Origin of the sequence: Mesorhizobium sp. M8A.F.Ca.ET.057.01.1.1 (assembly GCF_003952565.1) — a bacterium.
Classification (GTDB): Bacteria; Pseudomonadota; Alphaproteobacteria; order Rhizobiales; family Rhizobiaceae; genus Mesorhizobium.
The window spans coordinates 4535196-4549593 of the sequence record NZ_CP034454.1; the positions used below are offsets into that span (position 1 = coordinate 4535196).

A 14398-nucleotide genomic window follows, 5' to 3' on the forward strand; every position below is an offset into this window, starting at 1 on the left:
GGACAACTCAGACGCCCCTGTCGGGGATGATTAAAAGAGCCGGATTCTGGATCGCTTCAACAAGTATGTTGAGCCGTAGTGGCGTGGCGTACAAATACAGGAGAACGGCGGCGCCGCTGGCGCCTGGCTTCGATGCGAGGACGCTCCGCGATCGGTGCGCGAACTCGGAAGGCTGTTGGAATGGGCCGACCTGGCTTGGCTGTGAACATCGTTGCCGGGGCGTTCATACGCGATTGCGTATATCATTGTTTTATACGCGACCGCGTATATCCTAAAAATATACGTGACCGCGTATATTGACCGAATATACGCGAGCCCGTATAATAACGCCAGGAGGCCGCCATGACCGATCAGATCGCCCGCAACGAAAAACAACTCGGAGCCATCCTGCGTCGCGCCCGCAAGCAGGCCGGCCTCACGCAAGGGGCGCTCGGCGATCAGATCCACTTGCGCCAGGGCACGGTATCGCGCCTTGAAGCCGGAGAGCCGGCTGTGCAGCTTCGTACAGTGATGGCGGCACTCTCTGCCCTCGGCCTTGAGCTCGTCATTCGCACGCGCAGCAAAGGCAGCTCCGCTGACGTCGAGGACCTGTTCTGATGGCGCGGCGGCCGGCCCACACGCCACTGAATGTCTTGCTGAACGGGCGCTTGGTGGGCGTTTTGCGCAGAGCATCGACGGGCGCGATAGACTTCCAATACGCCCGCGAATGGCTGGACTGGCGCGGCACCTTCCCGGTCTCACTCTCGCTTCCTTTGCGGGAAGATCGCTATATCGGCGCGCCTGTGATCAACGTTTTCGACAACCTCCTTCCCGACAATGACGCCATCCGCAAGCGTGTTGCCGAACGCGTCGGCGCTGATGGCACGGACGCCTACAGCATGCTCGCCGCGGTCGGGCATGATTGCGTCGGCGCGCTACAGTTCCTGCCTGAGGGCATCGATCCCGGCATTCCAGGCAGCATCGACGGCAAGCCAGTCTCCAACGAGGACATCGCCGGGATAATTGAAAACCTTGCCACTGCTCCTCTCGGTCTCGGCGAGGACGAGGATTTCCGCATCTCGATTGCGGGCGCCCAGGAAAAAACCGCGCTGCTGCGCAAGGATGGGGGCTGGTTCAAGCCGATCGGAACGGCTGCGACCACCCATATTCTGAAACCACAGATCGGCCAGTTGCCGAACGCTATCGACCTCTCCCATAGTGTTGAGAACGAGTATCTGTGCCTCAAGCTGCTCCAGGCCTTCGGCGTTCCCGCCGCTCAGGCAGAGATCGCTGATTTCGGGGGGCGCCCCACCCTGATCGTCGAGCGTTTCGACCGGCTGTGGGCTCGCGATGGCCGCCTTTTGCGCCTGCCGCAAGAGGACATCTGTCAGGCGCTGTCGGTGCCGCCCACACGCAAGTATCAATCCGAAGGCGGCCCCGGCATCCCTGAGATTGTCGCGCTTTTGAGGGGCAGTGACACGCCCGAGGAAGACATCACCGTCTTCATGCGCGCCGGCGTTTTGTTCTGGCTGATTGGCGCTACCGATGGCCACGCCAAGAATTTCAGTATCTTTCTGAGCCCTGGCGGGCGGTTCCGTATGACGCCCCTCTATGACGTACTGACGGCACAGCCCAGCTTTGATGCCGGACAGATCCCTCGAAGAAAATTCAAGTTGGCGATGTCGGTCGGCACGAGCCGGCATTATTCGGTCCATGAGATCATGCCCCGCCACTTCATGCAGACCGCCGACATTGCCGGCGTGGGTACACCTGTCATACGCGGAATTTTCGAGGACATTGCTGGAAACGTGGAGAAGCAGGCCGAGATCGTGATCTCCTCATTGCAGCCTGGCTTTCCCGAGCAGGTTGTCGAGTCAGTCAGATTGGCTATAGGCAAGCGCGCAAGTCTTCTCGCCGACGCAAATTGACCATGGTCTGCTGATCATCATCGTCATCGGCCCGCATCGCTATCGTCCCACTGCCAATCATCGCCATCACCATGGCGAAGATCGCCATCGGCCTTATCGTATTGCGCCCTCGTCAATCGGATTGATATCCTCCGAAATTTCCTGCCGTAGCTTCGGCCCCTTCGCCAGCCGCCGGCCCAGGGCGGTGACGAAGGCTTCGTAGCGTTCAGCCGCCTTGGCACGCGCCGCCTGTGCCGCTGGCTCCGGCAAGGCCGGTGTGGTCGCCAACCAGAAGCGGACGAACACGGCCAAGGTCTCAACCGCGATGCCTATATCGCGTTCCTGCCTGGCCAGACGCCGATCGACCTGATCCAGGCGCTTGGCGATCGCGGCCTCGCGACGCTCATCCGCATCGGGCGAGAGGAACGAAGCGATCGCGGCTTCGGCTATCATGGACTGGGATTGATCGCGTCGCGCCGCATAGTCCTGAAGCATCGTCATGACGGGCGGATCGAGATAGACGGAGATCTGCACTTTCTTCTTGCGGCCGGTCATGGCGGCTACAACTCCATGCCATCGTCGGGGTCCAGGGAAACCTGCCGCGCCACACCCTCTACAAGGCGGGCAAGGCGTCGATTGCCGACAGCGTCATCGTCGCCATCATCGATCTCGATCTCGATCTCGAACTCGTTCTCGATCGAGGCCGTCTTCTCGACTGGCGGCGCGCGATTGAGTTCGGGTTGTTGGCGCTGCTCTGATCCAGTCGGATCTTCATCGTCCTGTCGCGGCGAGCCTGGGGGAGCGGCGGCCTCGTGGCCGGCCAGGACCGGCAGCAGGCTCCAATCATCAAGTTGCCCCCCTTCTTGACGGACCAGTTCAGGTGGCGGCAGGACGCGCTCCTGGAAGCGAACATCCTCATAGTAGCGCGCCTTCTTCGCCCGGATCGGCGGCACACCCGCTACCATCACGATCTCGTCGCTTGGTGGAAGCTGCATGACCTCGCCAGGGGTGAGCAACTGACGAGCTGTCTCTTGCCGCGACACCATGAGATGTCCGAGCCAGGGCGACAGCCGGTGGCCGGCATAGTTCTTCATTGCCCGCATCTCGGTTGCCGTACCGAGCGCGTCGGACACACGTTTGGCAGTCCTTTCATCGTTTGTGGCAAAGCTCACGCGCACATGACAATTGTCGAGGATCGAATTATTTGGCCCGTAAGCCTTTTCGATCTGGTTCAGCGACTGCGCGATCAGGAAGCTCTTTAGCCGATAGCCAGCCATGAAGGCCAAGGCGGACTCGAAGAAGTCGAGACGGCCGAGCGCTGGAAACTCATCCAGCATAAGCAGCAATCGGTGGCGGCTGGTCTTTGTGTGCAGGTCCTCGGTTAGCCGGCGCCCGATCTGATTGAGGATAAGGCGAATGAGTGGTTTGGTCCGATTGATGTCGGACGGTGGCACGACCAGGTAGAGCGTCGCCGGCCGTTTGCCGCCGACGATGTCGGCGATCCGCCAGTCGCAGCGCCGCGTCACCTCGGCGACGACGGGATCGCGATAGAGACCGAGGAAGGACATTGCGGTGGACAGCACGCCCGAGCGTTCGTTATCGGATTTGTTGAGCAGTTCGCGCGCAGCACTGGCGATGACCGGGTGCGGGCCGGTTTCGCTGAGATGCGCGGTTTTCATCATTGCTGAAAGCGTCGACTCGATCGGCCGCCTTGGATCGGAGAGGAAGGCGGCAACGCCGGCCAGCGTCTTCTCCTTCTCGGCATAGAGGACGTGGAGGATCGCACCCACCAGCAGCGCGTGACTGGTCTTTTCCCAGTGATTGCGCTTTTCCAGGCTTCCTTCCGGGTCGACGAGAATGTCGGCGATGTTCTGGACGTCGCGAACCTCCCATTCGCCGCGACGGACTTCCAGCAGTGGATTGTACGCCGACGATCTTGAATTGGTCGGATCAAAGAGCAGCACGCGACCATGCAGAGCGCGAAAGCCGGCGGTGAGCTGCCAGTTCTCACCCTTGATGTCGTGGACGATCGCCGAGCCTGGCCAGGTTAGCAGCGAAGGCACCACCAGGCCGACCCCCTTGCCAGACCGGGTCGGAGCGAAGCACAGCACATGCTCGGGCCCGTCATGGCGCAGGTAGTGGCGATCGTGGCGCCCGAGCACGACACCTTCGGCGCCGAGCAACCCGGCAGCCTCCACCTCCCTCCTTTCGGCCCATCGCGCCGACCCATAGGTCTGGACGTTCTTGGCTTCGCGTGCACGCCACACAGACATGCCGATCGCAACAATGATCGACAGGAAGCCGCCGGACACCGCGATCAATCCGCCTTCCACGAAGATGTTCGGGGCGTAGGCGTCGTAAAAATACCACCACCAGAACAGCGCTGGCGGATAGTAGACGGGCAAGCCGGCGAGCTCGAACCAAGGCGGGCCTAACTGCGCCTGGAAGCCAAGGCGCCATGCCGTCCATTGCGTCGCCATCCAGATCGTCACCAGGACGATCAGGAAGATACTGAGTATCTGGCCCCAGAGTATCTTCGTCGCGGACATGGAGGTCCTCTCTCGTGTTGTCAGAGACCGAGCCCGCGTTTGCGAGCAAAGCTCCAGTCAATGCCGCCGTCACCGCGGGCGACACCGGAGACATGCCGGCCAAGATGGTTTTCGAGCGAGGGTGACCAAGGCACCAGCTGGAAGCCGAGGCCGTCGTCGAGCATGGCAAAGCGACCAGAGGCGAGCGCGAAGCGCTGGCGGTATATTCCGGCGACATGGTCGCCGCTGGCGGCACGGTTGAAGGGCCGCCCAGCCTCGGACGCGAGCCTCTCACCAACCCGTTCGAGTTCGGTGAAAACAACCCGCCCACCTATACGCTGCGCAAGGCCTTCGCTGATCAGATGATCGGCCCGCTGTTCCATAGCTTGACGAACCTCGGCACCGAAGCCACCGATGCTCAAGGCGGCAGGCGCGCGCGCGATGGCCTGCCGGTCGAGCCAGGTCGCTCCCGCTGCCGTGATCTGCTCATGCACACCAAGATCGGAGCGAACGGCGAGCGAGACACGACGCCGGCCGCCCGCATCTTCGAAGCGGCGCAATTCGACGATCGACCCTGGCGGGCCGTCGCCAGTTGCCTCGAGACCGCCAAGTCTGATGTGATGCGTGCGTCCGTCGACAGCGTCGACTACGGCATAGGCAGTGCCGGTCAATTCGTCGTCGAGACCGCGATCAAGCAACCGCCCGACAATGGGCGTATCGAGGCTTTCGGCGGCCAAGACATAACTGCTCGAACCGCGCTCGATCCCTTGTTCGGTCAACGCGCGATGCATTCGCTTTATGATGTCGCCACGCTCGCCGAGCTCCCGCAGGGTCGGCTCGGCCCTATTGTCGATCACCCATTGGCCTGGAGCAACCTGATCGGCAAGACCAAGGGCTTCGAGCTTGCGCAGGCGACCGACCTTATGCACGTGATACTCGTCGGGCCGCCTATGGGCACTTGCGGCAAGATCGATGACGCCGGTGCGCGACATGTCACGGACCAGCTGACGGTCAAGCTGGGTCCAGCGTTCTGCTTCGATCTGCCGCTGCAGATTGCGGCGGACGTCGAGATCGGCGCGGGGCCCGAGTTCCTGGGTAACAAGATCGGCGGCTCGGGCTCGCATCCCTTCCTTGATGTAGTCGCGTGAGATGACGAGATCCTGCGCGTCATCTGTGCGTCCACGCAGGATGACGTGGATATGGGGGTTGTCGGTGTTCCAGTGGTCCGCCGCGACCCAATCGAGCTTCGTGCCGATATCTTTCTCCATCTGCCCCATGAGGTCGCGCGTGAAGGATCTGAGATCCGACATCTCCGGAGCGTCCTCTGGCGAGACGATGAAGCGGAAATGGTGTCGATCGCTCCCGCAGCGCTCGGCGAACACCTTGACGTCCGCATCGTCCGTTCCCGGGCCGAACATGCGGGCCTTTTGCCCTTCACGGGTGACACCCTCACGTTGCAGGTAGGAGAGGTGTGCGGTCAGCGGCACAGCACCCGCGGAGTGACGAACGACACGGGTTTTGATGACAGTGACGCGAGAGCGGCTGGTCAGCAGGCGGTTGGCCCGGATGTTGGCGACCTGGCCCCGGCCGAAGCGCGATCGGTTACCGGGGCTGATTTGACCGGTGCGGGAGATGCTTCCGCCGGCTTTTTTCGCCGCCGCTAGTGCCTGTGCGATGAACGGCCGCAAAGCCTGATCGCGGTTGGAACGAATGCGCCCGGGTCGAATGCGAAGCTCGTGCTCATCGGCCATGTTCCTATCCCGCAACGTGGAAAAGAAGATGCCGATACAATGTCTTGGGCGTGCGACGCACATTGCGCGGAATTGCTGCAATGTGCGCATGGCGCCTGAAAATCCCCAAAAACCAACCGACCGGCCGGCACACAATGTGCGGGGTTTTATCTAGCCATCCCTCGGTCGTGTTGCCTGCATCTCCCCCCTCCGCACGCCATGGCCCGCTGGAGCACGAAATGGTGCGAAGCGCGTTGATGACGCTCATGGCGCGGACCTTCCCCTCACTTGCGGTGCGAACAGACCGGTCGATGGCACCGTAGCGTCGCCCAATCCTTCCGTGGGCATGGCCTTTGAAGGATCATTGCGGGAACTCCTCAACTGCATCGAACCGTCCTCCGGCTTGCTTATTGGCTGCGCGGCGAAGAGCGAAGCGTACCTCCAGCCGTGCTGTGCTGGGGATGCCGGACTGAGAGCTTTCGGTGCACCGTCGTTGAGTATGGCGGATGCGACGACGGCGACGTAAGCGCTGGTCTCCCGAGGCAGCCGCCTGCCCTGCAGCGACGCCTCGTAGCGTCCCGGTCCGGCATTATAGGCAGCAATCCAGCCGGGCGATCCGTAGCGATCAACCAGCTCGCGGATATAGGCCGAGCCCGCGATGATATTGTCGTGCGGATCATAGGGATCGGGGCCAAGTCGATAACGCGCGCGCAGGGCGGACCAGGTATCGGGCACAATCTGCATCAGACCCATGGCACCCTTGGGCGATGTGGCCCGTTGATCGCCGGCGCTCTCGGCGCCAAGGACGGCGCGGATCCAGCCCGGCGGAAGGCGGAAGCGGCGCGCCGCCTCCGCTATGTGGGTGTCGTAGCGACCGCGCGCCGTCGGCGTGCCTAATGGCGGGCTCTGCGCCGGTGCAGTCGCGGGAACGACGCATGTGAAGCAGAGCCCGGCAAGTACAAACACAGCTAAACGTCGGGTAGCGCGAGGCAACGCAGGCGTTCCCAACTGGCTCGTCGGCCGGCGGCGCGCCAACATCGCCTAATCCTTCTCCACGCGGTCACGCAGACGCGACCACTGCAAAGACCAGGACTTTTTGTCGGCGCCGTTTTTGAACAGATAGGCGCGGATCGGCTGCGCGAAAGTCGGGTCGTCTATCTGCAGTGATACGAACTCTCCCGCCTTTTCGCTGGAGTGTTTCCAACCGGCGCCGATCGCGATGCCGTCTTCGCCGCCAGCGTGCACACGGTAGTCGGGCGCATTGTCTGTCTCGTTCGCTTCGGCCGCGACGACCGCAATCTCGAGGTTGAGACTGAGCGTGCGGATTCGTCCCGAATACCCGGTCTGATGGCTTATGAACTCGCCGATCTGTGGCATTTCCTGTCTCCTGTCTTTGATGTCTGCGGTGACGATCAGACGGCACGGAGGACGCCGCCGGTGGCGCGCTCACCGCGCTGTCGCACGCCATTGGAAGTGGCCGCCGCCCTGCTCGTCCGTCCACAGCGGAACGGCGCGGCCGATGAGATGATCGGTGGGAAGGAGGCCGAAGTAGCGTCCGTCGAAGCTGTCGCGGACTTGCCTGTTCATCAGGAAAACGTTGCCGGAGGGAATGCGCCAGCAGCCCTGCCAATTCGGCAGGTCGCGACCGTTGCGGTCGTGTTTGAGCGCCATACCGACGTCAGTGCCATCAATTGAAATGACCAGCTCTTTGCGGCACACGGTTTGGCCTGAAACCGCAAGGATGTGCTTGATGAGCGGCACGCGCTTTGGCAGATAGCCGCGGTCGGCAAGCAATGTTGCGAGCGGTTCGGGCGGCTCGACGGCAACGAGATCGTTCGCCGAAAACGGCACGCCGCCGTCGATCAGGTACAGGCCAATTGGCGTGCTGGCTGAAGCATTCCAGATGAACCTCGGCGACACCTCGGTGAACGCGGGACAGAGCATGGCCGTGATCGCCAGTGCCGTCGCGAGGACGATCGCGTGCCGCGTCATGGCTGGACCCGCCGCCGGAGCAAGTGGGCGCGGTGAATATCCAACGTATAGGCGCGTGGCTCCTGTCCCGCCGTCAATCGGTTGTGGACATGCCGCCAATGATCAGCCGAGACCGCTTCCGGATCGATGCCGAGTTGCTCGATCCGGTCGATCATCTGCAACACCCGCTCCACCTTGGGCCAGCCGTCAGACCTGAGCAGGATGTCGCCGCCGGGTCGCACGAAAGGCAGCGTCTGGTGTGCTTCGCCCTCAGCGACAACGCGCACGATATCGACGCGGGAAATGATCGTGCCGAAGTCGTTCGCGGCCCAGCGAACGAAGGCAAAGACAGTGCGTGGGCGAAACGAGACAACGCGACGGTGGCGGTCGAGAATCTTCTCCTGGGCGACCGAACCGAAGCGGATCCAGTACTCGATCTTCTTTTCGACCCACGTCAATTCGACGTGGGTCAAGCCGTCATCGCCCATCGCGCCGATCACCGATCGGCCTGAACGGAAGTCAACGACAGTGCCCATTGGTTGTCTCCTGATTTCGCGGGGAAGCAACCGCGGTGATGGAGTTGCTGAAGTGATGCCGGCGCGGTGGACCGGCTGCGCCTTCGCGCGGGGTTCAGTTCAACGCCCATACCGTCCGGCCGGCGTTGGAGCCGCTGCTGGATGGCGCTTGGCCGGAAGGACTGAGCCGCGCGGGTCCGAAGTCGAGGTTACGGCGCCACGCTCAGCCCAAGCCTGGAGATCGTCCACGGCGTAGACGACACGGCCGCCGAGTTTGCGATAGCCAGGACCAGTGCCGTAGGTACGGTGTTTCTCGAGCGTGCGGGACGACAGGCTGAGGAACTCGGCAGCTTCCTTGGTGCGTAGAAAGCGCGGCGGCAAAACGGCTAGATCTGGTCGCATGTATCAAGCCTCCCAGGGGGTTTTGAGAACCGCTGATGCTCAGCGGCGGGCAGCGACCACTGTGGCGGAAAGGCGGCTTCGCAGGGGATGAGAAAGATGGGGGGGTGCAATATTGCCACCCCGCAGCTAGGAGCGCTTCCGATGGCGCAGCAATTGCAGATAGCCGCCGGCGATCATCGCTGTTCCGCCCTTGGCGAGACCGATCACGGTGTTGCGAAGCGACGAGGTTTTCCAGGGATTGGAGACCACACGCCCCGCCCCATAGAAAGCGGTCGCGATTTCACGATAGCTGGCGCCGTTCGTGCGACCGTCGGCGGCCCGCATCATCAAGCGCAGGCGGCGCCTCTGCTGAACAGTCATTCGGGTATCGGGCGGCACGGGCCGACTGTTATGGCCGCGCCAGAAACGGACCAGAGCCTCGACCCGGCCTAAGGTCTCGGAATCCAGCGGTATCAAGGCCGCGCGGGAACAACTCGCGGCGCTACCCGGAAAGAGGAGGAGTTGCGTTGCGATCCCGCAGTCATGGATGGCGTGCGACCCCTGGGGACTGTCGTGGCGAGCACTGATCCCGGCGAGCGTCGTGGAAGGGTCGCATGACAGGAAATCGGGGGACGGCACGAGGGCCAGCACCGCGGGGTCGGCAAGAGGCGACCACAGAACGTCCTGCGTCAACGCGGACAGGTCGGGACGGGCGGCGAAATCGCAACCCCCAACGTTTCTGCGCTTCCGTCGGAAAAGGTTGCGTCTCCGCTCCCGAACGGGCGAGCGCGGCGTAGAGGCGCTGATATGAATTCCAACGGCGCAGGCATTCCCAGGCCAATCCTTCGACTGGTAAGCTGTCGAAGAAGTCGTAGCTGGTGTTATCCCGCCAACGTGACGTATCCGGCTTCATCGTGCGTTCTCATCAGGCTGCAAGTGTGCCCGAATCGATTCCGGGTGATTGCGATTGGCGGAAGACCACGGATGGGCATCGGGTGATGCTTCTTCGGCATCACCGGGCGACAATGTTCGCTAGGTGTCGGTCTTGCGCAGGAGCTGACGGTAGCCAGTTCGTGTCATCCAGCGCGCCCGCCCCAGATGGCTGTCATGAACCTGTCGGGCCCGCCGCGGCTCCTCTTTCGGATCGATCCCGAAGAGGATCTTGACTACCTCCCGCCAATCGGCGCCGTCGGCGTCGGCGTCAAACAAGCGCATGTAGAGCTTGATGTGGCGGCGATCATAGTCGGTGAGTTCTTCCCCCGTTGGCGCGGTGTCGTCAAAGGGCTCAATCATATTGTGTTCCCCACGGCGAGGCGAAAAAACAACTCTTGCAGATGTCACGGTGGCCACGGAGGCCGCTTTGCGAGCATCACACGATGCTATCTCGGCATCGCTGCCTTGGGCCTCAGCAGCTTTCGTCAGGTGAGGTTCCGCCCGGATGGTCCGGGCGGAACTTCTGATCGGCGTCCCTATTCTGCGTTGCGGCGGCTCGGGCGGGACCAGATCAGGCTGTAGCCCTCACCGTCCTCGTCATTGAAGAGGTTGGCGAAGATCGGGGCGGTGAAGCTTGGATCGTCGAGCTTGAGCCCCAGATAGTCGCGGCCTTCGTTGGACTGCTTGGACCAGGCGGCGCCGATATCGGCGCGGCCGACAAAGACGCGGTGGCTGGGGGCGTTTTCGCCGTTGGCGCGGGTTTCGGGGACGATGCGGACGCCGCGGGCCTGGACGCTGAGGGTGACGATTTCTCCAGTGAACTCGTTGTTGCCGGACTTCTTGAAGGTGCCGATGGTAGCCATGGTAGTTCTCCTTGATCCTGTCTGCTTCGAGCCGCACCATTGCGGTCTCGATGGTGGTCGCAAGGCGGAAGGCGATCGCCGGCGCACCAGGGCCGAAGCGAAGCGGAGGACGGTACGGAAGCGACTTTGTTGTTGCGCGAGGAATGACGGCGCAGCCGGCAGGGGAAGAAAGTCGCGACGTGCCGTTGCGTCACAGGCGACCGAGGCGAAGCCGTTCTTCGGACCAGAAACACCAGTCGAAGAGACCGCTATCGGTGTGCTCGCCGCGACAGGACTTTATCCAGGAGAGTTGGCGGTCCTGGGCACCTACCCTATCCGGCCACAGACGTCACAGGTGGTCGAGGTCGTTTTGCCACGGCTTGAGCGTGTGCAGCACCAAACCTGTTCAACATGGCAAAGTCACGGGAGCGATTGATTTCGGCGGCCTCCCAGACGTCGCGGGGCGGTCGCGGCTCTAACGACGATGCTAACTGGTGCCCGGCTTAGACATGCCGCTCGACGCCAACGCTCGTCTGCACTGAAACCGAGGCTTGGAGTTGATTGCCATCGCCCGAAAAACCGCGGCGAAATTGGAATGCCTCGCACGATGTTGCAGATGTGAGCACTCAAATCTAACGTTCTCACGCGAGTGCCTATTCATCTCGCCAGACCACGCGGCGCACGAATTTGATTCCAACCAAGCGCCGAAAGCGAACTTTGACCGCCTCCTCACCGACGAGGTGGAGCAATTCTGCGTCAATGCTTTCGCTCATGCGGCACTTCTGGCATGTCATCTTCCCTCGCAGCGCTTCGACCGGCACGTTGCCATAGATCTCTCTCAGCTCGGCGGGCTTGAAGTACCGCTTGATATTGCAGTGCCGACAGCGAATAAGCACAACCTGACCGGCGTTGTGAGCATGCATGAGGGTCCACGGCGCGCCTTTGTGCCATCGTTCGGGTTGCTCGGGCATATCGGGAAATGAGGAACATATTCCTCGCCAGTCAAGGGGCTCTTGACTCTTTGTTCTCATTTTGTTCACTGTTGGCCGAATAGGCACAGGAGGCGAGCTATGAAGCTCCGCTTGGAAATAAAAGGCGCCTCGCCGGCAGAACAGCAGCGCGGCATCAGCGCTGCGGACGCTTTTTTTGTCGTGACGGGAATTTCTGCCCAGCGGGCTGCCGATGGTATGTTTGCGCTGGAGGGTTGGGATGACGCCAGTTCCTGGAAGGCAGCGAGCCAACACCGCGGACGAGGACCGCGCAGCGAGCGTTTGGATGCAAACAAAGCCGAAATCGCCGCGTGCTGTGCCGACTGGCCAGCCGACGCCGTGCCGGAAAACTAGCTGTTCCTTGAATTGGTAGATTGATGAGGGACGAACCAATCAGGCTTGCCGAAGGCGTGACGGTAGCGCCGCGGGATCGCGGGCATATCGAAAACCATGTTTGTGAGCACGCCGGCCAGGCAATGGCGCACCATTCGGGTTCGCCGGCCGCGACAAACATCGCACTGGTTCTGCCTGGCCCACCGCGGCGATGGCGACCGGTACCTTTGAAGGAGAAAGACCATGCCAGATAAACCGCCGTACATGCCGACAGGTATTGGGATGGGCATATTGGTCGACGATGAAGCCAAGGTCGGTGTTCTGATATTTCATACGGCGCAAGGTACGTTCGACTTCGTCATCAATCTCCAGGCGGCGGACGTCCTAACCAAAGCGCTCAACAAGATCGAAATGCATCTCCATTCGGACAAGGCGCACTGAACGTCCGACCCCTCGCAGAAGAAGCCAAAGCTCATCGTTGTCGTCGCGTTCGACCGCGCCGAGGACGGAGAATTATTCACGGCCTATGGCCCGACTGACCAGCAGAGCGAGGATCGCGCTGTGAGAACGGCCAAGGCGCTAGCAGGGCAACATGTAGGAGTCATCGCATGGAGCCGCGATGCAGACCCGGCGCTTGGCGATTAAGGTCCACCTACGACACTATTCGTGAGCGGCGATGTTCCAGACATGGAGTAGACGCCACCACCGGACCGAGCATCACGAGCTTTCTGGACGCACGGTTTCCGCCGAGAGTGATCCCGCCGGAAGCGGCCGCAAAAGCTCCGCCTCGGGCTTCGTCAAATTAATCCAGGCCGCCCAATTCTCAGGCCGAAGCACCACGACCTGGCGATTGTGGTAAGGCGCGATATCCGGTCCGGGGTCGGTCGTCAGCATCGTGAACGTGGGCGGCTTATTGCCCGTCCCTTCGCGCCACAGCCCGGCAATGGCCATAAATCGCGAGCCGTTGAGCGTGAACCTATGCTTCGCCTTCGGATATTTCGTGCCTGTGAATTCGAAGAACGCTGACGCCGGAATCAGGCAGCGTTTGCTATTGCCGAATTGCCGCCCTTCAGAACGGAAATTGAACACAGGCCCGCCCTTTGGACCGCTCGGCGGAAATCCGAACGTCATCGAGGCCAATTCCATAGTGTCGCCTGCGGCGCGCACTACGGGTGCGGGATCATTGATGCGGATATCATCGGCCTGTGGCAAATCGAGTTCGGATTGACGTGTCGAGATTTTAAGCGCCAACGACGCCATCATCCGGCAATATTCAGCCCAAGCGACGTGTTGTTCATAATCATTGCACATGAAAGGCTCCGGACTGACGATCCTCACTCTAGGGCAAGCAGACCCGGGATGAAAAGTGCCGGCTCTCAACCGAAGGGGCCCGTTCAACCAGGATGTCTGCGTCCCTTCCGGCGCTCTGGCCTTCTGAGCACTGCGGCCAGTCGAATTCTACCCGGTGGGCTGTCGAGGCTCGCCGCCGCTGTCCTACCCTTCGTCTGTGCGAACTGCACCGGCCCTTCCGAGCAGTCGGTTCCTCGACAAGGTTGGCCGACCGACCGCTCACTTCAGACTCTGCCTCGTCGTTGTCCTCTGCCTCACCTGCCCTCGCCCTTCCGGCGCGCGCAAGCTGCCAGCGTCCTCTGTTCAAACCAAACAAGGGCGTACAAAGCGGAAGCATCGAAATGCCCGCCAGCGGGACCGAGCCATTTCGGTGCTGAAGAAAGTTCGTGGCCCTGAGACCGGTTCAACAGGGCGGCCGTAGGAGCATCAGCATAGCGCCGCCGCCAGGCGGGATGCGGGACCGACAGCCCCCGGCGAAGGGCGCCATATCGAGACTTATGTCACCCTGGCGAACTCTAACATCGTTCTTTGCGGTTGGCGGTGAGCCGCCATGGAGCGAGGCGGCATTGCTGCGAACAGCGATCCTGCAATATCAAAGTTGTTGAAAATATCGGCATGCTGGACATGAGCAGAGAGCCGCAACCGCCACCTTCCTAGCAAGTGGCATGACTTCATCCCGCGTACGGGTCGATTTCACGGATGATCTCCAAGTCATCACCGTCGTATTCGGCAACGGGCATGACCGCGAGCGTGCCGTCGCCGGCGCGGAAGATGACGATGCTGACCATGAGGCTGGTGGCAAGGCTGAAGGCAAAGGCGTTGGCTTGTGCGAGAGACATCTTGCGGCTCCTGTTAGGAAGCGGGGATCGCTCCCCCCGTGACAGGCGCCCGATGTGTCCGGCCGAGGGCCGCAATCACCGTGGAGGCAAAGTCGGAACGG

The 14398-nt window shown here is 61.8% G+C and carries 19 protein-coding genes; 5 read left to right on the forward strand and 14 right to left on the reverse strand.

Annotated features, from left to right (window positions below):
• Nucleotides 1-342 precede the first annotated feature (342 nt).
• Entirely contained in the window at nt 343-597 is a 255-nt protein-coding gene (locus EJ077_RS21705) for a helix-turn-helix domain-containing protein (protein ID WP_208696124.1), read from the forward strand.
• Nucleotides 597-1907 carry a type II toxin-antitoxin system HipA family toxin gene (locus EJ077_RS21710; RefSeq protein WP_208696126.1) on the forward strand — a complete coding sequence of 437 codons (1311 nt, stop codon included), beginning with the start codon at nt 597-599 and terminating at the stop codon, nt 1905-1907. The genes EJ077_RS21705 and EJ077_RS21710 overlap by 1 nt, the downstream gene beginning before the upstream one ends.
• A gap of 93 nt (nt 1908-2000) precedes the next feature.
• On the opposite strand, the gene EJ077_RS21715 is transcribed toward EJ077_RS21710, so the two are convergent.
• From EJ077_RS21715 to EJ077_RS21765, 12 genes are all read right to left on the reverse strand, one after another.
• Entirely contained in the window at nt 2001-2441 is a 441-nt protein-coding gene (locus tag EJ077_RS21715; RefSeq protein ID WP_208696128.1) for a CopG family transcriptional regulator, read from the reverse strand.
• A 5-nt stretch (nt 2442-2446) separates the two neighbouring features.
• Complete coding sequence (locus EJ077_RS21720; protein WP_208696130.1) at nt 2447-4435, reverse strand: conjugal transfer protein TraG; 1989 nt, start codon at nt 4433-4435, stop codon at nt 2447-2449.
• A 20-nt stretch (nt 4436-4455) separates the two neighbouring features.
• Complete coding sequence (locus EJ077_RS21725; RefSeq protein ID WP_208696132.1) at nt 4456-6165, reverse strand: relaxase/mobilization nuclease domain-containing protein; 1710 nt, start codon at nt 6163-6165, stop codon at nt 4456-4458.
• A 243-nt stretch (nt 6166-6408) separates the two neighbouring features.
• Complete coding sequence (locus EJ077_RS21730; RefSeq protein WP_210212130.1) at nt 6409-7182, reverse strand: lytic transglycosylase domain-containing protein; 774 nt, start codon at nt 7180-7182, stop codon at nt 6409-6411.
• Between the two features lie 3 nt (nt 7183-7185).
• Nucleotides 7186-7521: a DUF736 domain-containing protein gene (locus EJ077_RS21735; protein WP_208696134.1), complete on the reverse strand. Its 336-nt coding sequence runs from the start codon at nt 7519-7521 to the stop codon at nt 7186-7188.
• 69 nt (nt 7522-7590) lie between these two features.
• Nucleotides 7591-8136, reverse strand: a complete 546-nt coding sequence (locus EJ077_RS21740; RefSeq protein WP_208696136.1) for a S26 family signal peptidase — start codon at nt 8134-8136, stop codon at nt 7591-7593.
• Nucleotides 8133-8603, reverse strand: coding sequence for a DUF2840 domain-containing protein (locus EJ077_RS21745; protein ID WP_245458500.1), 471 nt, complete (start codon nt 8601-8603; stop codon nt 8133-8135). Before EJ077_RS21745 ends, EJ077_RS21740 begins: the two co-directional genes overlap by 4 nt.
• A 147-nt stretch (nt 8604-8750) precedes the next feature.
• Entirely contained in the window at nt 8751-9032 is a 282-nt protein-coding gene (locus EJ077_RS21750) for a helix-turn-helix transcriptional regulator (protein WP_127277152.1), read from the reverse strand.
• A gap of 126 nt (nt 9033-9158) precedes the next feature.
• Nucleotides 9159-9662, reverse strand: coding sequence for a DUF2285 domain-containing protein (locus EJ077_RS21755; protein WP_208703080.1), 504 nt, complete (start codon nt 9660-9662; stop codon nt 9159-9161).
• A complete protein-coding gene (locus EJ077_RS32295) occupies nt 9553-9924 on the reverse strand; it encodes a transcriptional regulator domain-containing protein (RefSeq protein ID WP_245458501.1) in 372 nt (123 codons plus the stop codon). Before EJ077_RS32295 ends, EJ077_RS21755 begins: the two co-directional genes overlap by 110 nt.
• 119 nt (nt 9925-10043) lie before the next feature.
• On the reverse strand, nt 10044-10304 hold the full coding sequence (locus EJ077_RS21760; protein WP_208696138.1) for a DNA -binding domain-containing protein: 261 nt from the start codon (nt 10302-10304) through the stop codon (nt 10044-10046).
• Nucleotides 10305-10480: 176 nt separating this feature from the next.
• Nucleotides 10481-10807, reverse strand: a complete 327-nt coding sequence (locus tag EJ077_RS21765; RefSeq protein WP_127277146.1) for a DUF736 domain-containing protein — start codon at nt 10805-10807, stop codon at nt 10481-10483.
• A 530-nt stretch (nt 10808-11337) separates the two neighbouring features.
• Here EJ077_RS21765 and EJ077_RS21770 point away from each other — a divergent pair.
• From EJ077_RS21770 to EJ077_RS21780, 3 genes are all read left to right on the forward strand, one after another.
• Nucleotides 11338-11769 carry a hypothetical protein gene (locus EJ077_RS21770; RefSeq protein ID WP_127277142.1) on the forward strand — a complete coding sequence of 144 codons (432 nt, stop codon included), beginning with the start codon at nt 11338-11340 and terminating at the stop codon, nt 11767-11769.
• Nucleotides 11770-11856: 87 nt separating this feature from the next.
• Complete coding sequence (locus EJ077_RS21775; RefSeq protein WP_208696140.1) at nt 11857-12129, forward strand: hypothetical protein; 273 nt, start codon at nt 11857-11859, stop codon at nt 12127-12129.
• 222 nt (nt 12130-12351) lie between these two features.
• Nucleotides 12352-12549, forward strand: coding sequence for a hypothetical protein (locus EJ077_RS21780; protein ID WP_208696143.1), 198 nt, complete (start codon nt 12352-12354; stop codon nt 12547-12549).
• A 276-nt stretch (nt 12550-12825) separates the two neighbouring features.
• Here the strand turns inward: EJ077_RS21780 and EJ077_RS21785 are convergent, their stop codons facing one another.
• Together EJ077_RS21785 and EJ077_RS21790 are read right to left on the reverse strand one after the other, a co-directional pair.
• Nucleotides 12826-13419 (reverse strand): SOS response-associated peptidase, encoded by a 594-nt coding sequence (locus EJ077_RS21785; RefSeq protein WP_208696145.1) that lies wholly within the window; start codon nt 13417-13419, stop codon nt 12826-12828.
• Nucleotides 13420-14129: 710 nt separating this feature from the next.
• The gene (locus EJ077_RS21790; RefSeq protein ID WP_208696147.1) at nt 14130-14297 is read right to left on the reverse strand and encodes a hypothetical protein; all 168 of its coding nucleotides are present in this window, start codon (nt 14295-14297) and stop codon (nt 14130-14132) included.
• Nucleotides 14298-14398 lie beyond the last annotated feature (101 nt).